Source organism: Pseudomonas sp. TH04 (genome assembly GCF_016651355.1).
Taxonomy (GTDB): Bacteria; Pseudomonadota; Gammaproteobacteria; order Pseudomonadales; family Pseudomonadaceae; genus Aquipseudomonas; species Aquipseudomonas fluorescens.
In genome coordinates this window covers 5,325,857-5,352,374 of sequence record NZ_JAEKEA010000001.1, presented here as the reverse complement: position 1 = coordinate 5,352,374, position 26,518 = coordinate 5,325,857, and the positions used below count along the sequence as shown (strand labels likewise).

Annotated in this window: 15 protein-coding genes; 4 read left to right on the top strand and 11 right to left on the bottom strand. The window is 53.3% G+C overall.

The genetic code is table 11. The features are described 5' to 3' along the window. Window positions 1-122 precede the first annotated feature (122 nt). Both hrpA and aceK read right to left on the bottom strand, forming a co-directional pair. Window positions 123-4,034, bottom strand: coding sequence for an ATP-dependent RNA helicase HrpA (gene hrpA, locus JFT85_RS24085; protein ID WP_201230568.1), 3,912 nt, complete (start codon window positions 4,032-4,034; stop codon window positions 123-125). A 70-nt stretch (window positions 4,035-4,104) separates the two neighbouring features. Then, window positions 4,105-5,820: a bifunctional isocitrate dehydrogenase kinase/phosphatase gene (aceK, locus tag JFT85_RS24080; RefSeq protein WP_201230565.1), complete on the bottom strand. Its 1,716-nt coding sequence runs from the start codon at window positions 5,818-5,820 to the stop codon at window positions 4,105-4,107. A 389-nt stretch (window positions 5,821-6,209) separates the two neighbouring features. On the opposite strand from aceK, the gene JFT85_RS24075 reads away from it, so the two are divergent. Both JFT85_RS24075 and JFT85_RS24070 read left to right on the top strand, forming a co-directional pair. After that, on the top strand, window positions 6,210-7,835 hold the full coding sequence (locus JFT85_RS24075; RefSeq protein WP_069551099.1) for a methyl-accepting chemotaxis protein: 1,626 nt from the start codon (window positions 6,210-6,212) through the stop codon (window positions 7,833-7,835). A gap of 64 nt (window positions 7,836-7,899) precedes the next feature. Next, on the top strand, window positions 7,900-8,802 hold the full coding sequence (locus JFT85_RS24070) for an EamA family transporter (RefSeq protein ID WP_201230563.1): 903 nt from the start codon (window positions 7,900-7,902) through the stop codon (window positions 8,800-8,802). A gap of 67 nt (window positions 8,803-8,869) precedes the next feature. Here JFT85_RS24070 and JFT85_RS24065 read toward each other — a convergent pair whose 3' ends face one another. Genes JFT85_RS24065 through rfbD form a run of 3 tightly spaced genes read right to left on the bottom strand, consistent with a single transcriptional unit; the run spans window position 8,870 to window position 11,644 of the window. Then, the gene (locus tag JFT85_RS24065) at window positions 8,870-9,820 is read right to left on the bottom strand and encodes a WxcM-like domain-containing protein (RefSeq protein WP_201230560.1); all 951 of its coding nucleotides are present in this window, start codon (window positions 9,818-9,820) and stop codon (window positions 8,870-8,872) included. Between the two features lie 40 nt (window positions 9,821-9,860). Beyond that, on the bottom strand, window positions 9,861-10,745 hold the full coding sequence (gene rfbA / locus JFT85_RS24060; protein WP_201230558.1) for a glucose-1-phosphate thymidylyltransferase RfbA: 885 nt from the start codon (window positions 10,743-10,745) through the stop codon (window positions 9,861-9,863). Between the two features lie 2 nt (window positions 10,746-10,747). After that, on the bottom strand, window positions 10,748-11,644 hold the full coding sequence (rfbD, locus tag JFT85_RS24055) for a dTDP-4-dehydrorhamnose reductase (RefSeq protein WP_201230556.1): 897 nt from the start codon (window positions 11,642-11,644) through the stop codon (window positions 10,748-10,750). 339 nt (window positions 11,645-11,983) lie between these two features. Here rfbD and cysD point away from each other — a divergent pair, with 339 nt between their 5' ends. Together cysD and cysN are read left to right on the top strand one after the other, a co-directional pair. Continuing rightward, a complete protein-coding gene (gene cysD, locus JFT85_RS24050) occupies window positions 11,984-13,426 on the top strand; it encodes a sulfate adenylyltransferase subunit CysD (RefSeq protein WP_274610650.1) in 1,443 nt (480 codons plus the stop codon). After that, on the top strand, window positions 13,426-15,312 hold the full coding sequence (cysN, locus tag JFT85_RS24045) for a sulfate adenylyltransferase subunit CysN (RefSeq protein ID WP_201230554.1): 1,887 nt from the start codon (window positions 13,426-13,428) through the stop codon (window positions 15,310-15,312). The genes cysD and cysN overlap by 1 nt, the downstream gene beginning before the upstream one ends. A 3,074-nt stretch (window positions 15,313-18,386) precedes the next feature. On the opposite strand, the gene JFT85_RS24040 is transcribed toward cysN, so the two are convergent. From JFT85_RS24040 to rfbA (JFT85_RS24015), 6 genes are all read right to left on the bottom strand, one after another. Beyond that, window positions 18,387-18,863 carry a hypothetical protein gene (locus tag JFT85_RS24040; RefSeq protein WP_201230552.1) on the bottom strand — a complete coding sequence of 159 codons (477 nt, stop codon included), beginning with the start codon at window positions 18,861-18,863 and terminating at the stop codon, window positions 18,387-18,389. A gap of 260 nt (window positions 18,864-19,123) precedes the next feature. Then, entirely contained in the window at window positions 19,124-22,852 is a 3,729-nt protein-coding gene (locus JFT85_RS24035; protein WP_201230550.1) for a glycoside hydrolase family 99-like domain-containing protein, read from the bottom strand. A gap of 3 nt (window positions 22,853-22,855) precedes the next feature. After that, window positions 22,856-24,277, bottom strand: coding sequence for an ABC transporter ATP-binding protein (locus tag JFT85_RS24030; RefSeq protein ID WP_201230546.1), 1,422 nt, complete (start codon window positions 24,275-24,277; stop codon window positions 22,856-22,858). Then, complete coding sequence (locus tag JFT85_RS24025; protein WP_201230545.1) at window positions 24,267-25,088, bottom strand: ABC transporter permease; 822 nt, start codon at window positions 25,086-25,088, stop codon at window positions 24,267-24,269. Before JFT85_RS24025 ends, JFT85_RS24030 begins: the two co-directional genes overlap by 11 nt. Beyond that, on the bottom strand, window positions 25,088-25,633 hold the full coding sequence (gene rfbC / locus JFT85_RS24020; RefSeq protein ID WP_201230543.1) for a dTDP-4-dehydrorhamnose 3,5-epimerase: 546 nt from the start codon (window positions 25,631-25,633) through the stop codon (window positions 25,088-25,090). The genes JFT85_RS24025 and rfbC overlap by 1 nt, the downstream gene beginning before the upstream one ends. Then, a complete protein-coding gene (rfbA, locus tag JFT85_RS24015; protein WP_201230541.1) occupies window positions 25,633-26,517 on the bottom strand; it encodes a glucose-1-phosphate thymidylyltransferase RfbA in 885 nt (294 codons plus the stop codon). Before rfbA (JFT85_RS24015) ends, rfbC begins: the two co-directional genes overlap by 1 nt. Window position 26,518 lies beyond the last annotated feature (1 nt).

Here is a 26,518-nt window from a genome sequence, read left to right as displayed (position 1 = left end):
ATCGCGCCGCGGCTGCGCACCAGCCCATCACGACGATCCCGGTATTTATAACCGCGAAGTTTGCCACAACCCCACGACTTTGGCGCCATCTCCCGGATAAGCGCCCCTACCCATGCCTGTGATCAAGCCTCTACCTGGCTCCATTGCTTGCTCAAACGCTTGTCGGAAATCGGCACTTTGGTGCCCAACTGCTGGGCAAACAACGACACCCGATATTCCTCCAACCACCAGCGATAGAGCGCCAGCTGCGGGTCGCGCTTGCCTTCCTGGGCATGTTTGTTCAGGCGGTTCTGGTACTGCACCCACAGGCCGCCCAACTCCGAGCTCCATACGCGATCTTTTTGCACCTGGCTTGGCAACTTCTCCAGGCGCAGCTCGATGGCCTTGAGGAAACGCGGTAACTCCTTGAACCACTGCGCCGGCGTTTCCCGGACAAAACCGGGATAAACCAGGTTGCTGAGCTGTTGCTTGATGTCGTTCAGCGCCACCGCCTGGGCCAGGTCGATCTTGCCTTTGAAACGCTTCTGCAAGCCGTGCCACAGCTTCAGCACTTCCAGGGTCAGGCGCGCCAGGCGCTCGGCGTGTTCGGTCCAACTGCCGCGCTTGCGCTCGGCCAACGCCGCCAGGCCCGCGCCGTCTCGCGGCAGGCTGGCTTCGCCGTCCAGTACGCAGGTGTCGAGGCTGGCCAGTAAAATGTCTTCCACCAACGCGTCAATGCGCCCCAACTCGCGGTACATGAGGCCCAACTCGGTCAGGCCGGGCAATTTGCCACGCAGGAATTTCGCCGGTTCCGCCAGTTGTTGCATCAGCAGCCGTTGCAAGGCGCGGCGGTGCTGGAACTCGGCTTCGGCGGCCGTCGAAAAGCGCCCTTCCTTGACCGTACCGTTCTCTTCGACCAGCGCCGGGTAGACCGTCATCGACAGGCCGGCGATCTTTTGCTGGGTCGTCTCCGCCACCGGCGCGAACACCTTGGCCTCAACCGGCTGCTGGCTTTTCGCGGTTTGCGGCACGGCCAAGGCAGCCTGGCTGGCCTCGGCAAAGCGTGCCGTCAGCTCGGCCAAGTCGCGGCCTTCGCCGAGGAACTTGCCCTGGCCGTCGACCACTTCCAGGTTCATCTTCAGGTGGTTTTCCACCTGCTGCGCCGCTTCGGCCCAGGCTTCATCGCTGACACGCGCGCCGGTCATGCGCAGCAATTCGCGCCCGAGCGCCTGGGGCAGCGAGCCCTGGCCAAATTCGATACGTTGCAGCGCCGCCTTGACGAAATCCGGCACCGGCACAAAGTTTTTGCGCAGCGCCTTGGGCAGGTTGCGCACCAGCGCGATGCACTTGGCTTCGATCACCCCCGGCACCAGCCACTCCAGCCGCTCCGGCGGCAGCGCTGGCAACAGCGGCGCCGGCACGCGCAGGGTCACACCGTCGCGCGGGTGGTTGGGTTCAAAGTGATAACTCAAGGCCAGGGCCAAGTCGCCCAGGTGGAGGGTGTCCGGATAATGCGCGGCGGTGACTTCACTGGCCTCGCGGGCCAGCACGTCTTCCTCGCGCATGATCAACAATTGCGGGGCTTTCTGACTGTTGACCTTGTACCAGCTGTCGAAAGTCGCCGTCTGGTGGATCTCTGCCGGCAGCCGCGCGTCGTAGAACGCGTACAGGGTTTCTTCGTCCGCCAGAATGTCGCGACGCCGCGCCTTGGCTTCCAGCTCATCCAGCTGCTCCAGCAGTTGCTGGTTCGCCGTCAGGCACTTGGCCCGGGATTGAATCTCGCCGCGTACCAAACCTTCACGGATAAACAGCTCGCGGGACACCACCGGGTCAATCGGCCCGTAATGCACCGGCCGCCGTCCGACCACAATCAACCCGAACAGGGTGACCTGCTCAAACGCCACCACTTGGCCGCGCTTCTTTTCCCAGTGCGGTTCGAAGTGGTTTTTCTTGATCAGGTGCCCGGCCAGCGGCTCGATCCAGTCCGCATCGATCTTGGCGACCATGCGCGCATACAGCTTGGTGGTTTCCACCAGTTCAGCGGTCATCAGCCATTGCGGGCGCTTTTTGCCAATGCCCGAGGACGGATGAATCCAGAAGCGCCGTTGGCGCGCGCCGAGGTAATCGCCGTCTTCGGTTTTCTGGCCAATTTGGCTCAACAGACCGGACAGCACGGCTTTGTGCAGTTTGGCAAAGTCCGCTGGCTCTTTGTTCAGGGTCAGCTGCATATCGCGGCAAATCAGGCTCAGTTGGCGATGGGAATCACGCCACTCACGCAGCCGCAGGTAATTCAGGAAGTTCTTGCGGCACCAGTTACGCAACGGGCTGGCGGTGAGGGCCTGGCGCTGTTCTTCAAAACCACGCCACAGGTTAACCAAACCGGCAAAGTCGGAATCCACATCCTTCCACTGCGCGTGGGCCTGATCGGCGGCTTGCTGACGCTCGGGCGGGCGCTCGCGCGGGTCCTGGATCGACATCGCACTGGCGACAATCAACACCTCCTGCAAACTGCCGAGCTTGGCGGCTTCGAGCAACATGCGCCCCATACGCGGGTCCACCGGCAGACGCGCCAGTTGGCGCCCCAACGGCGTCAGTTGGCTGTTACGGTCGACCGCCGAGAGTTCTTGCAGCAGGTTGAAACCGTCGCTGATGGCCTTGCCATCCGGCGGCTCGATAAACGGGAAGTCGGTGATTTCGCCGAGGCGCAGGTGCAGCATCTGCAGGATCACGGCAGCAAGGTTGGTGCGCAAAATTTCCGGGTCGGTAAATTCCGGGCGCCCAATGAAATCCTCTTCGCTGTACAAGCGGATGCAGATACCCGGCTCAACACGGCCGCATCGGCCCTTACGCTGGTTGGCGCTGGCCTGGGAAATCGCCTCGATTGGCAGGCGCTGCACTTTGGCGCGATAGCTGTAGCGGCTGATACGCGCGGTGCCGCTGTCGATCACATAACGAATTCCCGGCACGGTCAGCGAGGTTTCCGCCACGTTGGTTGCCAGCACTACGCGCCGGCCCGGATGAGACTGAAAAATGCGCTGCTGTTCGGCCGGTGACAGGCGCGCATACAGCGGCAAAATTTCGGTGTGTTTCAGCTGGGCCTTGCGCAGCATGTCGGCGGCGTCGCGAATCTCGCGCTCGCCCGGCAAAAACACCAACACATCACCGGGGCTGCGCCGTTCGCTGCGCTCATAGGCGGCAATCTCATCAAGGGTGGCGAGGATTGCCTGGTCAACGGTCAAGTCGTCCTCGACACGGTTGCCCTCTTCGTCCTGCTCCAGGGTCAGCGGGCGATACCAGGTGTCGACCGGGAAGGTGCGCCCCGAGACCTCGACAATCGGCGCATCGTCGAAGTGCTTGGAGAAGCGCTCCAGGTCGATGGTCGCCGAGGTGATGATGACTTTAAGGTCGGGACGCCGCGGCAGCAGGGTTTTCAGGTAGCCGAGCAGGAAGTCGATGTTCAGGCTGCGCTCGTGGGCTTCGTCGACGATGATCGTGTCGTAGCGTTCCAGGTAGCGGTCGTTCTGGGTTTCGGCCAGCAAAATACCGTCGGTCATCAGCTTGATCAGGGTGTTGGAATCACTCTGGTCTTCAAAGCGCACCTGATAGCCAACCAGCGCGCCCAGCGGCGTCGCGAGTTCTTCCGCGACGCGGCTGGCAACACTGCGCGCCGCAATTCGGCGCGGCTGGGTGTGGCCGATTAAACCGTGCTGGCCGCGACCGATTTCCAGGCAGATCTTCGGCAACTGGGTGGTCTTGCCCGAGCCGGTTTCGCCGGCAATGATCAGCACCTGATGCTTGAGGAGCGCCGCTTTGATTTCATCGCGCTTGGCCGCAATGGGCAGGCTGTCGTCATAACGAATCACCGGCAGGCTGGCACGCCGCGCGGTCACTTGGGCGCAGGACGCCTGCATGCGCGTAACCCATTGCGCCAGCTTCTCCTCATCGGGTTTCTTGCGCAGCTCAAGCAACTGACGCCGCAAGCGGTGGCGGTCGGCGAGCATGGCGTGATCGAGGTTTTTCAGCAGTTGGTCGATAGCAGGCGCTTGGTCAGTCATCAGATGCGTTTGGGTCGTCTATTTATGCAGGGGGCGGATTGTCGCAGAAAACCGCCAACGCGCGCGCCCCTCATTCGTTATCACGGTCTTTGCGCCGGTACGGGAACACGTCGATGACCTTGCCGGCGCGAATCGCGTCCTGCAGGCCTTTCCAATAGTCGGCGTTGTACAACTCGCCATGCAGCTCGTCGAACAGCTTGCGCTGGCCGGCGTCGGCGAACAGAAAAGGCGGGAATTCTTCAGGGAACACGTCGAGCGGGCCGATCGAGTACCAGGGCTCCGAAGCCATCTCATCCTCGGGGGTACGCGGTGCGGGGATATGGCGAAAGTTGGCCTCGGTGAGGAAGCAGATTTCGTCATAGTCGTAGAACACCACGCGACCGTGTCGGGTGACGCCGAAGTTCTTCAGCAGCATGTCACCGGGAAAGATGTTCGCCGCCGCCAATTGCTTGATGGCCAGGCCATAGTCCTCAAGGGCTTCGCGCACCTGAGCGGCGTTGGCGTTGTCGAGGTAGAGGTTGAGCGGGGTCATGCGCCGCTCGGTCCAGCAGTGGCGGATGAGCACGCTGTCGCCCTCCACTTCCACCGTACCGGCGGCGACTTCAAGCAGTTCGGCCAGGCACTCGGGCTCGAACTTGCTCAGGGGAAAACGGAAGTCGGCAAACTCCTGGGTGTCGGCCATGCGCCCGACTCGGTCGACGCTTTTTACCAGGCGATACTTCTCGATCACCGTGGCGCGATTGACGTTTTTCGACGGCGAAAAACGATCCTTGATGATCTTGAACACGGTGTTGAAGCCCGGCAGGGTAAACACACTCATGACCATGCCACGTACGCCGGGAGCCATGATGAATTGATCATCGGTGGTCGCCAGGTGGTTGATCAGCGCGCGGTAAAACTCCGACTTGCCATGCTTGTAAAACCCGATGGAGGTGTACAACTCGGCGATGTGCTTGCCCGGCAGGATGCGCTTGAGAAAGCCGATGAATTCCGCCGGCACCGGCACGTCGACCATGAAATAGGAGCGGGTGAAGGAGAAGATGATCGACACGTCGGCTTCGTCAGTGATCAGCGCATCGATCTGGATGCCGCGCCCTTCGCGGTGCAACAGCGGAATAACCAGCGGCCATTGTTCATCGCGGGTATAGATGCGCCCTACAAGGTAGGCGCCTTTATTACGGTAGAGCACCGAGGAAAACAGCTCGACGCTGAGGTCCGGGTCTTTGCACACCCAGTCCGGCAGGTTCTCGCGCAATTGGGCTTGGAGCCGGCGCAAGTCGGCCGCGAGGTCCGCGTAGGGTTCGCTGAAACGGTAATCGGCGAAAATCTGCGCCAGCGTCGACGCCAGGTCGCCCGTCGGCTTATAGGTCCGGGTCTGCGCCGCGCGCGCGCGGCGCAGACTGGGCCGCGTGGTGTGGATGAACATGCAGCCATCACTGATCAGGTCATGACTGAACAGGCCGCAGAAGATCGAGTTGTACCAGGTCTCCGACAGTTCATCGTCAAAGCGCAGGTCGATCAGGCCGATATACGCGCTCTTGACCAGGGGCCACGTGTCGATGTCCAGCAAGGCCGCCTCGTCGAAGCTGGCCCGCAGGCGCGCCGTCACTTCAGCCACCTTGTCTTCATACAGGTTGATACGCGCCGCCGAAGCCGCCTGCCCCTGCTGCCACTGGGCCTTTTCGAAACGTTCGCGGGCGCCGTCGGTGATCTGGCGAAAGTGCTCACGGTAATCGTCGAAGCCATCGAGGATCATGCGGGCGATGGCGAGGGCGGATTGCGACATGCGGGAAACCTCGAACGGGCATCTGGAAGCCCTGAGCTTAGCCAGTGAAACGAAGCAGGAGAAGGATGATTTTCCGGGCTTATCTGTACACCTTCGCGCGCTTTGTACATTTACTTTCAATTTTCTCAACTCGACCAAGCGGTCAATAAACGCACCGAAAAGTCTCACTGCGCACGCCTGCAGCCCCACAACCGCATGGCGTGGCGCTGGCGCGAGCGAAAACCAGTGCTGTCGCCGATTCTCAGCACAGGTCACCGCCTCGATGCACCGTAAGGGAAACCCTGATTACCACCTTGATGGCACTTTGATATACAGCGCGCCCTTTCCCACTCAAATCAGGTCCGAAGACCGGTCCGGGAACAGAAGCTAATCGCCTAAGGAGCACCAGGATGTCATTGAGGAATATGCGAATCGGTCTACGCGCCAGTCTGAGTTTCGGGGTTTTGGCCGCCATGCTGGTGATTGTCGGCCTGTTTGGCCTGGGCCAGATGGCCAAGCTGCGTGAAAGCGCGCTGATCATCGAAGCCTCGTGGATGCCAAGCATCGAGAATATCCACGACGCTGCTGCCTGTATTGCCAGCATCCGCCTGGAATCCATGCGCATGGCGACTACCGACGAGTCCCGCATCCGCGACAACAGCAAAAACCTGATCGCCAGCCAGCGCAAAGCACTCAAAACCCTGCTTGAGCACCACGAAAGCCTGCTCAGCGGTGACGAAGAACGGGCCATGCTCAAGCAGCTCAACGTCAACGTGAACACCTACGACAGCATCGTCAGCCAGTTGGTTGAACGGGTCGACAACGACCAGCAGCAAGACGCGATAGACCTGCTTACCACTGGCCTCGGCCCTCAGGGCACAGTCCTCAATAAAAGCCTGGAGGACATGATCACCTTCAACCAGAAAGGCGTGGAAGCCGCGGTCAATTCGGCGGCGCAGATGTACACCCGCGCGCAATGGGTGGTCGGCCTGATCATCGTGTGCGCGTTGATTGCGACCTTATTGCTGGCCTGGCTGCTGACCCGCAGCATCACTGCACCGCTCGGCCAGGCCCTGGCGGTGGCGCGCACCATTGCCGGTGGCGACCTGAGCCGGCCGATCATGGTGAAGGGCAGCGACGAGCCGGCGCAGTTGCTGACGGCCCTGGCCACGATGCAGGACCAGCTTAAATCGACCATTCGCGGCATCAGCGAGTCGGCGCAGCAACTGGCCTCTGCCGCCGAAGAGATGAGCTCGGTGATGGAACAAAGCACCCGTGGCCTGCAGGCGCAGAACGATGAAATCGAACAGGCCGCGACCGCCGTCAACGAGATGAGTGCAGCCGTGGACGAAGTGGCAGGCAATGCGGTGTCCAGCGCCGAGGCGTCCAAGGCGTCCGACGAAGACAGCAAGCACGGCCACTACCAGATCAGCGAAACCATCAGCGCAATCCAGAACCTGGTCGACGAAGTGCTCGGTGCGTCGAACAAGGCCGAGGGCCTCGCGGTCCAGGCCCAGGACATCAGCAAAGTGCTGGAAGTGATTCGCGGCATCGCCGGGCAAACTAACCTGCTGGCGCTCAACGCCGCCATCGAAGCTGCCCGCGCAGGCGAAGCCGGGCGTGGTTTTGCAGTGGTCGCCGACGAGGTGCGGTCACTGGCGCAACGCACTCAGGATTCCACCGAAGAAATCGAGCAGATGATCCACGGTATCCAGCAAGGCACCCAGGACACCGTCGAGGCGCTCAACAGCAGCGCCGAACACGCCGGCCAGACCCTGCAGCGGGCCAACAGCGCCGGCAACGCCCTGGATAAAATCACCGCCGCCATTTCGCAGATCAGCGAGCGCAACCTGGTCATTGCCAGCGCCGCCGAACAACAGGCGCTGGTCGCGCGTGACGTCGACCGCAGCCTGGTGAACATTCGCGACCTGTCCACCCAGACCGCCGCCGGCGCCACCCAGACTTCGGCGGCCAGCCAGGAACTGTCACGCCTGGCCGTGGACCTCAATGGCCTGGTCACGCGGTTTGCCCTGTAATTAGCGATTGTGTCGGGCAGGCCTCTAGGCAACACTCGCCGCCTTATTGATGTAGGAGTGTTCCGTGAGACCTGTCGACACCCTGTACCTGTTGGGGCTGGCCGCCATTTGGGGCGCGAGCTTCCTGTTCATGCGCATCATCGCACCGGAAATCGGCACGCTGCCGACGGCGTTTTTTCGCGTCTCGATTGCAGCGGCGGGTTTGTTGGTGATCCTCACGCTGATGCGCGTGAACTGGGACTTCCAGGGCAAATTCAAGACCGTCCTGCTGCTGGGCGTGATCAACTCCGGGATTCCCGCGACCATGTACTCGGTGGCAGCCCAGGTGCTGCCGGCGGGTTATTCGGCGATCTTCAATGCCACCACGCCGTTGATGGGTGTGTTGATTGGCGGGTTGTTCTTCAGTGAACGCCTGACGCCGTCGAAAATCGCCGGGGTCAGCCTGGGCTTGTTTGGCGTAGGTGTGCTGACGCGCGCGGGCCCGGTGGCGTTTGATCTGGAATTACTGATGGGGGCATTAGCCTGCCTGTTGGCCACCACCTGCTATGGCTTTGCCGGCTTCCTCGCACGGCGCTGGCTCGATCAACGTGGCGGCCTGGACAGCCGACTCTCGGCGCTGGGCAGCATGCTGGGCGCTAGCCTGTTTTTGCTGCCGTTCTTTGCCTACAGCGCCATCAGCCATCCTCCGGCAAGCTGGGGCGGCTGGCAGGTGTGGGCGTCACTGCTGGGGTTGGGACTGGTGTGCACGGCGTTTGCCTACATCCTGTACTTCCGCTTGCTGTCATCCATTGGGCCGGTCAAGTCGATGACGGTGACCTTCATGATTCCGCCATTCGGGGTGTTGTGGGGGGCGTTGTTATTGGATGAGCCGTTGTCGATGGCGCACGTGTATGGCGGGGTGTTGATTGCGGGGGCACTGTGGCTGGTGTTGCGGCCAGGGACATTATTGGCAGGGAAACGCCGCTGATTGCGTTGGCAACCTCAGCGGCGTGACTCGCGGGCAGTAATGGATGGACCGCAGGCAGTTATGGCCATCAAGCGCCGGTGATGAGCATTTTGAATTCGTCGTAATTGCGAATGTAATCGGCTGCATCATAGCGGTGTGAAGCGAACACCATCAGTACCGCGTCCTGAGAATAGCGGTACTGAATCCCCCAGGTCATCGGCGGTAAATACACGCCCTTGTTCGGCCGATCCAGCACGAATTCCTCGCGGTTCTTGCCATCATCGGCAACCACGTGCACCGAACCTTTTACCGCTACCAGGAACTGATGACAGACCCGGTGTGCATGTTCGCCGCGTGTTTCTGCCGTCGGCACGTCATACACCAGAAAGTAACGCTCTGACTTGAACGGTACTGTTCGCTCGAACTCGCCCGCAGACAGACTGCCGCGAATGTCGGCGACCTCCGTCATGGTGTGCAAGGTGACGCCGTTGACAGAAGTGGCGACCGCCCCCGGCATGCTTGCGACCTTTTCAGCCCCATCCTGGGTTGCATCGACGGGCTTAGTATCAACATAACCAATGATTTTGGCGGGGTTACCGACAACGATTGCGTTGGGCGGAATAGACCGTGTGACGACGGCCCCGGCACCAATCATGGCATTGGTGCCAATCGTCAGGCCTGGAAGGATGGTGCAGTTGGCACCCAGCGACGCGCCTTTTCGAACGATCGTGCGGGCAAAGGTCTGCGGATAGACCTTGCTGCGCGGAAACAGGTCATTGGTAAAGGTCGCATTCGGCCCAATAAAAACGTCGTCTTCAAGGGTGATGCCATCCCACACTTGCACGCCGCACTTGAGTGTTACGCGGTCGCCGATGATCACATCGTTTTCGATGAAAACGTTGTCGCACACGTTGCATTCACTGCCCAACGTGGCGCCCGGCAGGATATGCGCGAAGGCCCAGACACGCGTGTCTTTACCGATATTTTCGGATTCGCACAGCGCATGGCTGTGGACGAAAAAGTGCTTGGTGCTGCTCATTGTGGTCTCCAGGTCGGCTTGATTCTTCACGACAGGCCCATCAAAAAATCTTCTCAAGCAACACACGCTTGAGGTATTGGCCATAACCGTTCTTGAGCAGCGGTGCGGCCAGGCGCTCCAGTTGCTCTGCATCGATCCAGTTCTGACGGAAGGCGATCTCTTCAGGGCAGGCCACTTTAAGGCCCTGACGGTGCTCAAGCGTGGCAATGAAGCTGCTGGCTTCGAGCAAGGAATCGTGAGTGCCGGTGTCCAGCCAGGCGTAGCCACGGCCCATGATTTCGACCGACAGCTTGCCGCGTTCCATGTAAATGCGGTTGAGGTCGGTGATTTCCAGCTCGCCACGCGGCGACGGCTTGATGCTCTTGGCAATTTCAACCACGTCCTGGTCGTAGAAATACAGACCGGTGACGGCGTAGTTCGACTTGGGCTGCAGTGGCTTTTCTTCCAGGCTGATCGCTTTGCCCTGGGCATCGAACTCAACCACGCCATAACGCTCGGGATCGTTGACGTGATAAGCAAACACACTGGCGCCGTCCTGACGCTGCATGGCACTTTTGAGCAGCTCGTTGAAGTCGTGGCCGTGATAGATGTTGTCGCCCAGCACCAGCGCCGACGGATCGTTGCCGATAAAGTCCTCGCCAATGATGAAAGCCTGGGCCAGGCCATCCGGGGAGGCCTGTACGGCGTAGGAAAGATTCAAGCCCCAGCGACTGCCGTCACCCAGCAGCTGTTCGAAACGCGGGGTGTCCTGTGGGGTGGAAATGATCAGGATGTCGCGAATCCCCGCCAGCATCAGCGTGGTCAGCGGGTAGTAGATCATCGGCTTGTCGTAAACCGGCAGCAATTGCTTGGAGATTGCCAAGGTTGCAGGGTGCAGGCGTGTGCCTGAACCACCGGCCAAAATGATTCCTTTACGTTTAAGCATGTTCATTTCTCTAGAATTTCTTTAAGCATCCGTGCCACGCCGTCCTGCCATTCAGGCAGGCGCAGTGAGAAGGCATTCTGCAGTTTTTGAGTGTTGAGTCGGGAGTTGCCCGGGCGTTTGGCCGGCGTCGGGTAGGCCGCGGTGGTGATCGCGCCCACCTTGGCCGGTTCGACCTTGAGCTGCACGCCAGCCGCTTGCGCCTGTTCGAGCACGAAGCGGGCATAGCGGTGCCAGGTGGTCTCGCCTGCGGCGGCGAGGTGATACACCCCGCCCAACGACGGGTTCGAGCCCAGAGTGCGGATCGCGTGCGCGGTGACGTCGGCCAGCAAGTCCGCCCCAGTGGGCGTACCAAACTGGTCGTCAATCACGTTCAGGCTGTCGCGCTCAATGGCCAGGCGCAGCATGGTCTTGGCGAAGTTGTTACCGCGTGCTGCGTAGACCCAGCTGGTACGCAAGATCAGGTGCGCACAGCCGCTGGCCTGGATGGCCTGCTCGCCCTGCAGCTTGGTCGTCCCGTAGACGCTCAGCGGGCCGACCGGGTCGCTTTCCAGCCACGGCGTGTCGCCGGTGCCGGCGAACACGTAGTCGGTGGAATAGTGCACCAGCAAGGCGTTCAGCTTCAGCGCCTCGGCGGCGAGTACCGCCGGGGCCTCTGCGTTGACACGCAGGGCCTGGGCGGGCTCGCTTTCGGCTTTGTCGACGGCGGTGTAGGCCGCTGCATTGACGATGACGTCAGGTGCAAACCGTTGCACGGTGGCGGCCAGCCCCTGCAGATCATTGAGGTCGCCGCAGTAGTCCGGGCTTTTTGAGTCGAGCGCAAGCACTTGGCCCAAGGGCGCCATACTCCGCTGGAGCTCCCAGCCCACCTGGCCATTTTTACCCAGCAATAGAATCTTCATACCAAACGCTCGGAATAGTGCTTCACGACCCATTCGCGGCAAGAGCCGGACTGGATATTGATGACGGGTTCATCCGTCCAGACGATTAACGTGCGAGCAACCTGCCCCACCGCCCCACTTCAGTAAGCCGACAGTATAGAGCCGCAACCATGGCAAGGCAGGTGTGCATGGACATTAACCCTTGGCCCGGGCAAAGGCGAACCCAACGACCAACCAACAATCCATGGAGCAGCGCGTCGCTATTTGCAAAAATCCAAACAAGCACTCAGCAATCCAATAAAAAATGATGTATTTTACAAATATCGATAGATCAATTCGCAAAATGCGACAAAGGTCATAATGCCCAACCCAGACTTTTTCGGATTGGATGCGCCCATTGTTTGGGATACGCACTCAGCCTACCAGCACCTTCACGCACTCGAACAAGCCGACACCAAGCGCACGGCCGAACGCAGACTGCACGAACTGGGCCTGCTGCCCGCCGAGCTGACGGTGCAAAACCTGGAGGATGAGCGGGGGCGCCCGCCCACCCAGTCGGTCCTGACGTGGGACATTGAAAGGGCCCGCGCCAAGCGCAGGCTGGTGATATTCGCGCAATTGTTCCGCACTGCGGATGGGCAAGACTTTTTACACGCCAACGACGCCAGAGGCGCCCGCTACTGGCTGCCACTCGGCGCCGTACCGCTCGATGCTGAGGCGCTGGCGATCGCCCTGAAACGTTTGCAAACACATATCGCCAAATTCGTCGTGATTTTTCCAAGCGGGCGCCTCACCGCTGTATGCAGGCACACCGACGCGCCCGCCAACGTAGAGTTCGGACTGCTGAGCTATGCGCCGGTACTGGACGAGAGCACGTTCAACGCGTCACGCGCCCCGACACGCCCCCTTGCGCCTCATCTCAAACAGCTTGAAGCGCAGAGCGTGCAAATCATCCGCGAAGCCGTGGCCGAGTCCGAGAACCCGGCGATGCTGTATTCCATGGGTAAAGACAGTGCGGTCATGCTGCACCTTGCCCGCAAGGCCTTTTACCCCTCGCTGCCGCCCTTTCCATTGCTGCATGTCGACACACGCTGGAAGTTTCAGGAAATGTACCTGTTCCGCGACTACATGGCGCGTGAGAGCGGCATGGACCTGCTCGTGCATACCAACCCCGATGCGGTCAGCAAAGACATTAATCCCTTCGACCATGGTTCTGCGCTGCACACTGACCTGACCAAGACCGAAGGCTTGAAGCAAGCCCTGGATAAATACAAGTTTGACCTGGTATTCGGTGGCGCCCGCCGCGACGAAGAAAAATCGCGCGCCAAGGAGCGCATTTTTTCGTTCCGCAGCCAAACCCATCAATGGGATCCAAAAAACCAGCGACCAGAGGTGTGGAACCTCTACAACACACATAAAAACCCTGGCGAGAGCATTCGCGTATTTCCGTTGTCCAACTGGACAGAACTCGATATCTGGCAATACATCCACCAGGAAAACATCCCATTGGTACCTCTGTATTTTGCAAAACAACGGCCTGTCGTCATCCGTAACGGCGTGGCACTCATGGTGGATGATTCACGCATGAAGTTGCTGCCGGACGAAAAAATTGAAGCGCGCAACGTCCGTTTTCGTACCTTGGGCTGCTACCCACTCACCGGCGCGGTGGAGTCGAACGCGCTCACCGCCGCCGATGTATTACTGGAGCTGGCGGGGTCCACCCGCTCGGAACGCCAGGGCCGCGCGATTGACAGCGATTGCGCGTCGAGTATGGAAAAGAAGAAAAAGGAGGGCTATTTCTAATGGCACTCGAATCACTTGCGCCCTCTACCGAGCCAACGATTGAAGACTATCTCGCGCAACAGCGAGACCAGGACCTGCTGCGTTTCATCACCTGCGGCAGCGTGGACGATGGCAAAAGCACACTGATCGGACGCTTGCTGTGGGATGCACAGCAGTTGACCGACGACCAGTTGACGGCCCTGCAGATCGACTCGAAAAAACATGGCACCCAGGGCAAGGACCTCGACTTCGCGCTACTCGTCGATGGCCTGTCGGCAGAACGTGAGCAAGGCATCACCATCGATGTTGCCTACCGTTACTTCGCCACCACCAAACGCAAATTCATCGTCGCCGATACGCCAGGCCACGAGCAGTACACGCGCAACATGGTGACAGGCGCATCAACCGCCGATGTGGCCGTGATACTGATCGACGCCCGCCAAGGCGTGCTCACGCAAACACGTCGGCATGCGTACCTGGCGTCACTGATGGGCATTCGCCAGGTTGTGGTGGCGGTGAACAAGATGGACTTGATCGGGTTCGACGAGACGGTTTTCCGCCAAATCACCGACGAGTTTCGCCAGTTTTCGCAAAGCCTGGGCTTCGACAAGATCATTGCCATCCCACTCAGCGCGCTGAAGGGTGACAACATCACGCAACGCTCTACCAACACCCCGTGGTACAGCGGCCCAACATTGATGGGCTGCCTGGAAACACTGGAGATCCCCGCCTCTGAATCCGAGCGCCTGGTATTCCCCGTGCAAGGGGTTATTCGACCGGATGCATCGTTCCGCGGGTTCAGCGGGTATGTCGCCGAAGGGCAGGTCCGTGTGGGCGACGAGGTTCGCGCCAGCCTTTCTGGCCAAACAGCAGCGGTCACCGACATTATCGGCATGGCTGGCCCGGTGCAGTTCGCCGCAGGCGGAGACGCCATTACCCTGAAGCTGAACAAGGAAATCGACGTCTCGCGTGGCGACACCCTGTCCCTGAGCCAAAGTCCGCTGGAGGTCAGCGACCAGTTTGAAGCAGTGCTGATCTGGATGAACGAGGACGCGGGCCTGAACGGGCGCAGTTATGACATCAAGCTGGCGACACAATGGGCGTCCGCCTCAATCACCAACATAAAATATCGCATCGACACCAACACCCTTGCCCGTGACGCCAGCAGGCACCTTTCGCTGAACGACATCAGCGTCTGCACCCTCGCGACCAGCAAGCCCTTGGTCTTCGATAGCTATCAACAGTCCAGAACACTGGGAAGCTTCATCCTGGTCGATCGCGTCACTCACGCCACCGTCGCGGCGGGCATGATCAATCACAGCCTGCGGCGCGCGCAAAACGTGCACAGGCAGGCGCTCTCGATTGCCCGGGAAGACCGCGAAAAGCTTAATGGCCACAAGGGCCAAGTCATCTGGTTTACCGGGCTGTCAGGGTCGGGCAAGTCAACGCTGGCCAACGCGCTGGAACTGGAACTGCATGCTAAAGGCTACCGGACCTACATTCTGGACGGCGATAACGTGCGCCAAGGCCTGAACAGAGACTTGGGCTTCACTGACGCTGATCGCGTGGAAAACATCCGGCGTATTGCTGAAGTGGCCAAACTGATGATGGACGCAGGGCTGATCGTCTTGACGGCGTTTATCTCACCGTTCAGAAGAGAGCGGGAAATGGCCAAGGAGCTGATTGGGAAAGAAAACTTCACAGAGATATACGTCAGCACGCCTCTTGAGACTTGCGAAAATCGGGATGTCAAGGGGCTCTACAAAAAAGCGAGATCAGGACAACTACCTAATTTATCGGGAGTCGGCAGTGCTTATGAGCCACCAGAGAATACGAACTGTGAGATTAACACCACAGACCTTGATCTGATGACAAGCGTAGAAAAATTGCTGACCATGATAACTTAAGCCAGCGCCGGTAAAGAGTGAAGCTTGCGAAGTATACTATTAACGGAAACGCTGGCGGCTGGGGATACCTGCTTACAGACAGGAGTTACGGAACTAACATCACGCCAAAATTCCAGCAACCGTGTGAATAGAACGACAAGATGCAAATGCAACCATAAAACTTGATTTTATTGAATCATTACGAGGCATAGGGGTATGGCTTGTTTGTTATTGCCATATGAGTCAAACCCCACAACCAAATCTCGCTCCTCCCGGGTGGCTAGCCCCCTTGTTTATTCCGGAGGGTCGGGTGTGATAATTTTTTTGTTAGCGCATTCACTCCATGCTTACCTAAGAACTCATCTAAAGACGAGCAAACACCAATAAAAACTATTTAATTCTCAGTTTATTAGGACAGCACTGCTATTTTATTTATAGATGGGAATACATCACACAAGAGACATTATCGCACTTAATAGTTACGCTTCGCCATGTGCAATACTACAAAGCCTATCTTTCACACTAATCTTTTCCCAGAAAAATAGGCCGCCCACGCTTGAGCTAGTTGGGAAACTGGTGTAAGACGCTCTTCTAGTCGATTTTTCCGCTTATATTTTTGTTATCAACAAATATTTTTCGCGACTTCGATACTCATAATCACTCTCTTTTTCAGAATTCCGTGGTACGCCACCTTAACCAATCTTGGCTTGCCAGAAAATATTGCAGAGTATTATTATCAATCAAGTCTAATTTACCAGCACCCTGAATTAATGCTAGGCGTGGTTGCTTACCAGCGTACAAATCAATTAATAGAACAATCTTTGATAAAACCAATACGGAAAAATGTTAATTTTCGCAACGATCAACTAATTTTTTTGGTATAGCTATAACAACCTATCGATGGGGCACGCCGTCAACATAACAATCCGACGTATTATGTTTGGCACACTAATAATTAGACTACCGATGTTCAACCCCACAACAACATAAATTAAAAAAACCAATTCATCGAAGCAATAAATCACCCATATATCCAAGTCGCGCGAAAATATATTACCCTCTCAACTGCACGCTTCAGTATATTTACGCAAACACACGCCAAACAACGCCGACTTTTTAAGCTGCCTTACAATTGGAATGCAGATAATAATTCCAAAACCCTACTCTACCTATAGACCAACTTAACTCTCAGGAAACGCTACTGCAAAACGTATAATAAAGAAATTCGGCAATATATACACTTCTCTACCGCAGCAAAATAGCAACAATCAAAATCAACTGTAATACCTCTACACACCCTCAAGCTCGACGCCGCACACACTAAATCTGTACGGCGCAAAGTAGTCCGATGAAAACTACTGCACTGCAACCCCTTAATATAAAGTTGCAACAGACTATTATAGGCCTACAAGGCACGCAGCCTACAACAAACCCAAACCATTACGTTATTGAAATTAGATATGACCTAGTACCTGGGAGATTGTGATCAAAAATTTAATACCAGAGAGAAAGACATGTGAAACACACAAAAAAACAGACTGACAAAAAATTATAAATACTTCGAGATGAGGATCTCTTTTATACGCACAGCAGCGTCCTTAAATTAGAAGGTAAAAACCAAACTACAGCGCTTTGCAGCTTACTTTAAAAGCTTCGCTTAACACCCAGATCAAATATCCCACAAAAATATAGAACAACAACCATTAAATACTTTCTCACACCCTAGCATTTAAAAAACAAAAATATAAACACAACACCATGAACGAAGCGAATGCGCTGAAAGCCTTGCGTACCATCTCAGCATTATTAAACTCATTCATAGAAAATTTCGCTACTTCGAGGGAGAGCTGGATTGGTCAATATTTCTGCCCGTTTTGCACATCCTATTTATCGTATCGACTGTAGTGTAGAAGGTAAGGGAACACTGTAAATTAAGCATCCAACTAGTGCACTGAACTGAATCTACCGTGCACAGTACCGTTGCGAAAAAACGTTCGACTACACTTACCCACGAACTAGATGCTAGTATGAAGTGCATGCGGAAGTGTTTATATTTTTACAGCCACGCCACAAACTTTAGAGACTTGGGATGGTGTAGTTTTTGAGAATAAAATGTCATTAAAGCCCCTTGGGCGTTTCGCGATTGATATTCTCTAGAAATTCCAACCGTTCTTAATGCCAGTGCTGAGGTTTGCTAGTGCTGATCAAGCGAATCTGAAGACAATCTAGTTCTGAGAGGAAGCTAACCACTGTATTTCGACAAACGTGATCATGCGACTGCAGTGTCTTTGGCAGACGCTCAAAAGTAATCAGAGCTGAGTTCAAGGATGGCCTCACGACGTGCCAAAAACCCCCTTCAAAGTCTGGGATACTGCAAATCTTTAAGGCACGTGTGAAGTACAGGTTAATTAGGTAGGAGCTCAAATTCAGTGAAACTCACAGGTAAGATGCCTGATATTTGCGCCATGCTTCGACAACTAAACCGCGAACGTCACATGGTTAACAACCTGTTCTAGAATTTACACTTAGGAACACGGAGCTATCAACGTTTCAGCCTATACTTTAGCACCACTAACTTAGCCGTAAACTTGCGAGTCACTGAGAGGACTACCAATTGTGCTATTTCCACACGTGAACCGCCTAGGATAGTTGACATAATGGGTAACGCTAAACAGCAATCACATCGAGGGATAGTGACAGCCCAATGCTAGTGTTGAGTGCGGCGATCTCTTCTGAATCGAAGATATGTCCTGCGAGTACAAGGGCTATCTCCGAATGCTCGCTGACAGAGTAAGCAGGCTAATCAGGATAAACCTTATTTATGAGGCTTCGCCCTTGGACAGCTTTAGACATATATCTCGCAAGTCGAAAAAGACGCTACTATAGTAATGCAACATAATTACCAATCAAAAAACGAAACCATTCGAGATGACAATTAATTTAACTCACATGACCACACGCTTCAACTTTTAACGATTAACACTAACAACTTAAACTTTAGATTTAAAAGAGAACACGAGGACGTAGGGATTTACCAATCCGTCCCCGTATAAAGTCCGAGAAATGCACCGAACTCAACTACACCTTAAAAAGCACTAACTTCCAACAACAACCGTCTTCTCAACCGCACAAGAAATAGAACTAGCTCCTTCAGACATTTTTATTATCACATTATAAGTACTTGGCTTCAAAGTAGAAACATCCACCTTCAAGCTAAATCCAGATTTTAAATACCCTTCCTGCTTATAAAGGGATACTAAATCCGGGCGCTCGAACCTATTAGCCTTATCAAAGGAATACTCTACACCAGCACTATCCTTTAAAATCAACGATACCTGCTCTGGGCTAGTGCTAGTCTTACTGTCCACAGCCCAACCACTAAAGTCCACGATGCCAGGTTTAACATGAACCGAAGCAGAGTTACTCCCACCAACACTATCCAAGAAGCATCCGGTTGAAGCAACACTTACAGGCTTGGGCGCACTAGTGCTTCCAGCATCACAACCGCTTAATGCAACAGCAGTTACAACTGAAAAAAACAGCGGGAATTTTAAAATTTTTACGTCTTTCATAAGACCTCCTTTAGAATTGCATTACTTTCTCTTTGGCGAAGCAATAACTTTCTATTTAAATATAACGAAAAGCCATGACTTATGAAAAGGCCTTAGCCCAACGTGAAACTTAAATAAAAACCAAACAGAAGTAAAACCTCTTATTTAACAACTAAACCTTTACAAGAGGGAGGAAGACTCAGACGCTAATCTAATTGAGCCTACCCCCCCCTACACGATTTTATTACTTTCGCAAAACTCTAGGCATATCACCTATAACCTTACTCTCGTGATGCATATGCGTAGCTTTCAACAGATCTTTTTTCTTTACAAACAACTGTTTTCTGTACCGAGTTAGCACTAGCCGAAATAACCCGCTCAATAGCATGAGCCAGCGTACCGTCAACTTGCCCCATTTCAACCTCAAAATCTTCATCTACCAGCGCAAGACTAACCAACGGCGTCAGCACACTGATTCTAGACATAAACATTGTACCCGCAACAAAATCCAAGCTATGCAGGGTAGGACTATCTACGCCAAGTCTAGCAGCCAGAGCCTCCGTACGGCTGGAGTTTGACCCCCAGTAGAAGCTCATCGGTACTACATGTCCGGTTGGCCCTAAAATACCAAGATCAGGATTCTGTTCAAAGATATTAATACTGCGGCTAATAGATTCATTGCTTAAAAGCTGCTCAAACAAATCCCTCCGCCAGGCATCTCCGTCCTCACGATGGGTTGATTTTTTCGTATGCACCTTTATTACATACTCATGTCTACCGGAAATCACCTGAGGCAAAATCTTGATAAATGGCAAAACATCTCGGCCACGATTTTTAACCGGCAGCAATTTAAAATTATGACCTCGTAGAGACAGCTTATTACGGACAGACGCTTGCTGCTCGTAAGTCGTAGTTACATAGAGCATGAACGGCGTCGAGCAAATTTTATCTAAATAATCGAGTATTTCATCGAAAACATCTTCGTAGAAGGCATGTACAACAATCGCCAAAGGACACTCAGAAGATGGTGCCTGATGGGATATAGATTTACGCACCTGCGCCATGCGAGTGGCTTCAAGATATGCATAACCATAACGCTGATCCGGTTCTAAATGCGCGCCCTCTGCCCACTCATTCCATGCGTTGACGAAAATCAATCGCTCGTCAGAGTTTTCAAAACGCTCACAGGTATCGTCTATAGCATTACTCAACCATTGTTGGTAACCCAACGGTGAACTATTAAGAAGGATTGAACCTTTGCTCTTACGTCGTGCAGTATTATCCCAGGCCGGACAAACGCCTCTAAACAGAGTATATGCAGGCTTTTTATAATTCTGACTGCGCTCGATAAAAATTCGCCAATCGTAAACATTTGCGCCGAAATCGTCTCTTAGAGGAGTCACACTTTCCGTAATATTCGGAGGGGCGGAGTTATTTGGTGGGAATTCGATAGCTGCATCGAAATCATATTTACTTGGATCAACAGTTTCAAATGACTGAGTATAAGCTAGATAGATTTCACCAATTCCATTATTCCGACACCAGGCACGCCAGCGCTCGACCGTCTCCTTGGCCGACGGTAACAAACTAGGACGATACACCATTAGAAGTGGCTTTCCATCAATACGAATATAGCGCGAATCACACATGTATTGAGCTACATAGGCGATAAAAGCCAGATCGTCTTCAGGTGAGTGTTTTTGATCAATCAAAATCTCGCTGTCCAAGCCGTCCCAGCGTCGACTCCAGTTCTCATTTGCCCAGCACAAACAAAATGGCAGGTCCAAGCTGGTGTCTTTAAGATAGTTTTCAATCGGTGTTTCTAGCAGGCGCTTACCACCGAACCAATAGAAGTAGAAGCAGAAACCTTCAATCCCATAAAGTTTGGCAAGTTCAATTTGACGCCGCTGAACTTCAGTATCCAACAGACTATAATAACCAAGCTCACCAGGAATATGAGGCTGGTAGTGATCAACAAACTGGGGTTGAGCCGGTTGTACGTTAGACCACTCAGTAAATCCTTCTCCCCACCACTCATTGTTCTCAGCAATTGGGTGAAACTGTGGCAAGTAGAAACAGATCAATTTTGTTGACTTGTTTTCTAAGGGCTCGCCGCGAAGCAAAGGGACATACTCTGCGCTGACGTCCCCTTGCACTGGCAAGGTAGCAACAACAGGTATTATGTAATCACTACCCTCGATCGGCGCGGTGAAGTTTTTCCAGTTTCGATAGGATCGGCTCCAGCTAAACAAGCCCGGCAGCGCGGTAAACATCTTGCCTTTAAGGCGGCTCTTCGCCACTGCACCACCAGGCAGTTTGTGCCAAAGACTATAAGCACTATTAGAAACTATTCGTCGAAGTAAATACCCAGGTTTAGTAACCGCACTTCTGCGAAAGAATCGCAGTGGCTTAGTCAGAAACCAAGAATTACTGCTAATAATTTTGGAAAGTTCAGCATTAGAACTTGCTGCCTGCATATTAGATTCAGATAACTGTTGACTTAGGTCAAACACCTTACTTTGTTCAGCTAAAAGTGAATTTTCCAACACCATTAGCCTGCTCTGCAGTTGATCGAAACTATCCCTCAATCTTTCCAGTTCTTCTGTGCGCTGCTCGTATGAGCTCGTAATCAGCGCGTGTTCTTTAACTCTACTATCTAGCGCCGCGGCAAGCCTCAAGACTTCATCCTGAGCGACTTTTAAACTAATACCAACCTGGTCAACCAGTTCAGACTTATCACTTAGGCGCTGTTCATAAGCAACGCACATTTTCGTAAATTCTTCAAAACGGTTGCTTAATACTTCAGTGAATCGAAGGGCGTCTTTTTGGGCTGCTTCGCGCGCAGCATCTAGCTGCTCAATCAGACCAGTTTTTTCAATGACGCTCTGCTCGTACACCTCACGCGCAATCCGATATTCATCTATAGACTTATTCAAAGCGTGCTCTGTAGTCAAATGCTGGATTTGCAGCTGTTCAAAGAGGTTGCGCTGGCTAGATAGTTCGGCAAGCAACTGGTCATGTGACTCAGCCAAACCTTGCCTAGCGTCTACTGCAATATCCCTTAAACTAGAAGATTCAGCTAGCTGCTCTAAAGCACTCGCGCATTCACGAGTCGCAACATCGCAGGCATTCTCCAGGCTATCAAAGTACGCCATCAGCGGCATAAATTCGAGAAAGCGCTGTTCAAGCGCTCTCCAACGCTGTTCAAATTCACTTCCGTTGACAGGTAGCATATCTGCAGATAGTTGCTGAAGTAGCAGATAAAGTTCTTGAATGAATGGAGAAACCTGCTCAGCCTCACTCAGTAGACTGCCTGCTGCCACATTATGCCGAAGCTCAGGAGTAAGAAACTCTTCCGCATACTCTCGAAGTGCTTGTGGAGCATAATCCGGAGATGGCAACTCAAGTACTCGAGCAATTCTCTTCAGCTGCTCTTCAGGTGCATCAAGCATAGCCTCGTAAGACACAAATACACGCTGTTGCTGATGAGTTCCTCTAAGTACTCCTACCAAGTGCTTAGCCCATAACATCAGACCTTTTACTTCGGAAAAATTATCACGTTTGCGCAGTGATTGTGCGACCTCTAGAGGATTACGAACAGCGATAAGGTAACTAGCATTCATACCAAGCTCAGCGAATACTGCCTGCCAGAATGGTAGTAGTATAGCAACGCGAGGATCCTTGAACGCCAACACACTATTATCCGAGAGCTTACCTTCCAGAAGGGTAAATGCCGCGATACGCTCTGATAGAAATTCCTCCTGCAACAAAGCTTGATCATCCAATGGACCAAGACTATGCCAAGATGAATTAAGCTTCTCTAAAAGACCCTCGTTAAAGGCGTTGATCTCAGCATCTTCCCAAAAGCCTTTTTCATTGTTTCCAGGAATCGCACCGATCAACTTATCTCCAAGATTTACCGAAAGCACTTGTAGCCCACGGGTTATCGCGCTTGTACCGCTGCGATGCATACCAAGCACGACTATGACTCGCTTCGTATTCTCAATCATAGGTTACTCTTCCGAAATAGTCGCCATCGAGGCAATATCAAAATTAACCAGGGCGTTAGTCATACAACCCTCATAGGCCTGGACTCGAAACATTACCGCGTCGAGTATACGATGGAGGTAGATACGCTCAGAAGTAATTGAAGTTTCACCTTGCAGCCCCGCATTAAAAAAGTAAGTACCCGGATTCATAAGAGCACGAAAACCAAATCGAATCTCATATGTCTGCCCAGATTTCGCCACGGGTAAGAACCTATTTGTCGCAGGATAATTAGCGCCACCAATTTCGAGGCCACTGACAGTCTTAATCAGCATACCAAACTGAATATTATACGCATTCTCCACGAAGCGAACCGCATAGCAATATTGATACTCTTGCATCGCAACTAAACTGTTGACGCGCACCCCTTCAATGGTCTCGATATGCGGATCTACAATGAGAGCACCGTGCTGCTCATACTCCATTCGAGTCTGTGAAACCATGCCTTCAATATAATGTGCACTTTCTGTTTTAATATTTGGCGCGACAACTGAGTGTCCAATTGCCGTCATGCCAATATCTGTATCAGCACCAGCGGCCTGCATAGCCCTGATCACTTCCTCTCTAACATGAGCACGACGAACTTCAGGGGCGAACAATAGCTTATTATAAAGCGCTGTAGTTTCTTTGGGTGAGCCGTCAAACAATAACTCGCCATTATCCAGAAGTAGGGCCCGATCGCAAAGTTCGACAACCATGGCTGCGGCGTGGGATACGAATAAGATGGTGGTGCCATTTGCTCGTAGTGTTTCAATACGCGCGAAACATTTACGGCGAAATGCATCATCGCCAACAGCCAATGCCTCATCTACAATCAGGATATCCGGTTCGCGAGCGACTGATACCGCAAATGCCAGCCGAACAAACATGCCACTTGAGTAAGTCTTTACTGGTTGATCAATGAACGCGCCTATCTCAGCAAACGCTTCAATCTCGGTATAACGAGCATTAATTTGTTCTTCCGTGAGACCAAGTATCGCTGCGTAAGAATATACATTTTCACGCCCTGTAAACTCCGGATTAAATCCCGCCCCTAATTCCAGTAGTGCAGCAATCGAACCATTAACTACGCACTCTCCCCCTGTAGGGTTTAAAGTGCCACAAATCATCTGTAATAATGTGGATTTTCCGCTCCCGTTACGACCAACGATACCTACAGTCTCTCCCTTCTTTATTTCAAAGGAGACATTTTTCAAAGCCCAGAATTCACGATAGAATTGCTTATATCCACGACTTAGCATCTGCAAAAGTCGATCACTTGGCTTGCTGTAAATCTGGTAGCACTTACTTAAATTGCTCACACGGATAGCCACATCATCTTCCGAGGAGCGCTTCAACAACACTACGTTAGGATCAAACGTATTATTCCCAGAAAATTCAGAGGACATCAGCAAACCCCTTTCGTGTTTTCTGGAACCAGGCAAACCCTAGCCACGCAAAAATCAATGCCCCTCCAAGATAAAAAATCAACAATAAATAATTCGGTTCGTTCCCCCAAACTAAAACCTCTCTTACTTGTTCAATAATGGGCACAAGAGGGTTCATTTGCATAATCACTTGGTAATCTTCAGGGAGGGATGATACAGGATAAAATATTGCAGATAGAAACATGAGCATAGTAATCACCACACCGATCACCTGTGATATATCACGCAAATACACGCCGAGGGAAGCCAGCGCCCAGGAAATCCCCATCGAAAAAACAATCAATGGAAAAACAACGACGGGAAAATAGAGTACTGTTAAATGAGGAACACCAAAGAATATACAATAAAATATTAGCCATACGAACAGGCTTATCAACCCATGAAACAAGGCAGCACCGAGTATCACCCAAGGCAAAATCTCTAAAGGAAAAACAACCTTCTTCACATAATTAACATTGGACAACACCAGATCCGGAGCACGACTAGCACATTCAGCAAAAATATTGAATACTATGAGGCCCGCAAACAGAACAAGAGCGTATTCTGTTTTAGACCCACCACTTCCCGCCCCCCAACGCGCATTGAAAACCACACTAAAAACGAAAGTGTAAACTGCAAGCATTAATATTGGATTAAAAAATGACCAAAGCAGACCAAAACTGGAGCCCCGATATCGCCCTAATATCTCTCGCTTCGTGAGCGTGTTAATAAGAGATCGATTACGCCAATAACTCGCAACCATTTCTATAGGAGAGTAGGAAAAATTTTGCATTAATCAAAAACCTCAGCCTGAGCCAGTAACGAACCCTGCAGATCCTTTGCTGATAGCGCTGGAGGCTCATTTATTGGCCACTCTATAGCTAGAGCAGGGTCATTCCATAGAATCGATCGTTCATGCGAAGGCGCATAGTAATCCGTTGTTTTATAAAGAAACTCTGCAGTATCCGAGAGCACAACAAAACCATGAGCGAAACCTTCAGGCACCCACAGTTGCTTCTTGTTTTCCGCAGAAAGATAAGCACCCACCCACTGCCCAAATGTCGCAGAGCTACGACGAATATCCAAAGCAACATCAAACACTTCGCCTTGTACAACGCGCACTAACTTTCCTTGAGTCTGATGCATCTGATAGTGCAGACCACGCAACACTCCTTTGACCGAACGAGAGTGATTGTCCTGCACGAACTGTATCGAGCGGCCGATAGCCTCTTCAAAGGAGCGATGGTTGAAGCTCTCAAAAAAGAACCCACGATCATCACCAAACACTTTCGGCTCAAATAACAATACGTCAGCTATAGCTAATGGTGTCACTTTCATCAGTAAATTGTCTCGTGGAGCAGGCGTTTGAGGTATTGGCCGTAACCGTTCTTGAGCAACGGTGCGGCCAGGCGCTCCAGTTGCTCTGCATCGATCCAGTTCTGACGGAAGGCGATCTCTTCAGGGCAAGCGACTTTAAGGCCCTGGCGGTGCTCAAGCGTAGCAATGAAATGGCTGGCCTCGAGCAGTGAGTCGTGGGTACCCGTATCCAGCCAAGCATAGCCACGACCCATTATTTCTACCGATAGCTCACCTTGCTCCATATAGACACGGTTAAGATCGGTAATTTCTAGTTCACCGCGAGGAGACGGCTTGATGCTTTTGGCGATATCGACGACTTGTTTATCGTAGAAATAAAGCCCGGTTACGGCATAGTTGGACTTTGGCTGAGTTGGCTTCTCTTCCAAGCTGATCGCCTTGCCCTGACCGTCAAACTCGACAACGCCATAGCGCTCTGGGTCATTGACGTGATATGCAAAGACACTGGCGCCCTCTCGTCGCACCATTGCGCTTTGCAACAGCTCATTAAAATGGTGGCCGTGATAGATGTTGTCGCCCAGCACCAGCGCCGACGGATCGTTGCCGATAAAGTCCTCACCGATGATGAAAGCCTGGGCCAGGCCATCCGGGGAAGCCTGTACGGCGTAGGAAAGATTCAAACCCCAGTGACTGCCGTCACCCAGCAGCTGTTCGAAACGCGGGGTGTCCTGTGGGGTGGAAATGATCAGGATGTCGCGAATCCCCGCCAGCATCAGCGTGGTCAGCGGGTAGTAGATCATCGGCTTGTCGTAAACCGGCAGCAATTGCTTGGAGATTGCCAAGGTTGCAGGGTGCAGGCGTGTGCCTGAACCACCGGCCAAAATGATTCCTTTACGTTTAAGCATG

What these genes read in the sequence shown, in the direction of transcription:
- rfbA (WP_201230541.1), bottom strand. Translation starts at nt 26,517, where the DNA reads ATGCTTAAACGTAAAGGAATCATTTTGGCCGGTGGTTCAGGCACACGC.
- JFT85_RS24075 (WP_069551099.1), top strand. Translation starts at nt 6,210, where the DNA reads ATGTCATTGAGGAATATGCGAATCGGTCTACGCGCCAGTCTGAGTTTC.
- aceK (WP_201230565.1), bottom strand. Translation starts at nt 5,820, where the DNA reads ATGTCGCAATCCGCCCTCGCCATCGCCCGCATGATCCTCGATGGCTTC.
- JFT85_RS24040 (WP_201230552.1), bottom strand. Translation starts at nt 18,863, where the DNA reads ATGAAAGACGTAAAAATTTTAAAATTCCCGCTGTTTTTTTCAGTTGTA.
- rfbC (WP_201230543.1), bottom strand. Translation starts at nt 25,633, where the DNA reads ATGAAAGTGACACCATTAGCTATAGCTGACGTATTGTTATTTGAGCCG.
- JFT85_RS24065 (WP_201230560.1), bottom strand. Translation starts at nt 9,820, where the DNA reads ATGAGCAGCACCAAGCACTTTTTCGTCCACAGCCATGCGCTGTGCGAA.
- cysN (WP_201230554.1), top strand. Translation starts at nt 13,426, where the DNA reads ATGGCACTCGAATCACTTGCGCCCTCTACCGAGCCAACGATTGAAGAC.
- rfbD (WP_201230556.1), bottom strand. Translation starts at nt 11,644, where the DNA reads ATGAAGATTCTATTGCTGGGTAAAAATGGCCAGGTGGGCTGGGAGCTC.
- JFT85_RS24030 (WP_201230546.1), bottom strand. Translation starts at nt 24,277, where the DNA reads ATGTCCTCTGAATTTTCTGGGAATAATACGTTTGATCCTAACGTAGTG.
- rfbA (WP_201230558.1), bottom strand. Translation starts at nt 10,745, where the DNA reads ATGCTTAAACGTAAAGGAATCATTTTGGCCGGTGGTTCAGGCACACGC.
- JFT85_RS24035 (WP_201230550.1), bottom strand. Translation starts at nt 22,852, where the DNA reads ATGATTGAGAATACGAAGCGAGTCATAGTCGTGCTTGGTATGCATCGC.
- hrpA (WP_201230568.1), bottom strand. Translation starts at nt 4,034, where the DNA reads ATGACTGACCAAGCGCCTGCTATCGACCAACTGCTGAAAAACCTCGAT.
- JFT85_RS24025 (WP_201230545.1), bottom strand. Translation starts at nt 25,088, where the DNA reads ATGCAAAATTTTTCCTACTCTCCTATAGAAATGGTTGCGAGTTATTGG.
- cysD (WP_274610650.1), top strand. Translation starts at nt 11,984, where the DNA reads ATGCCCAACCCAGACTTTTTCGGATTGGATGCGCCCATTGTTTGGGAT.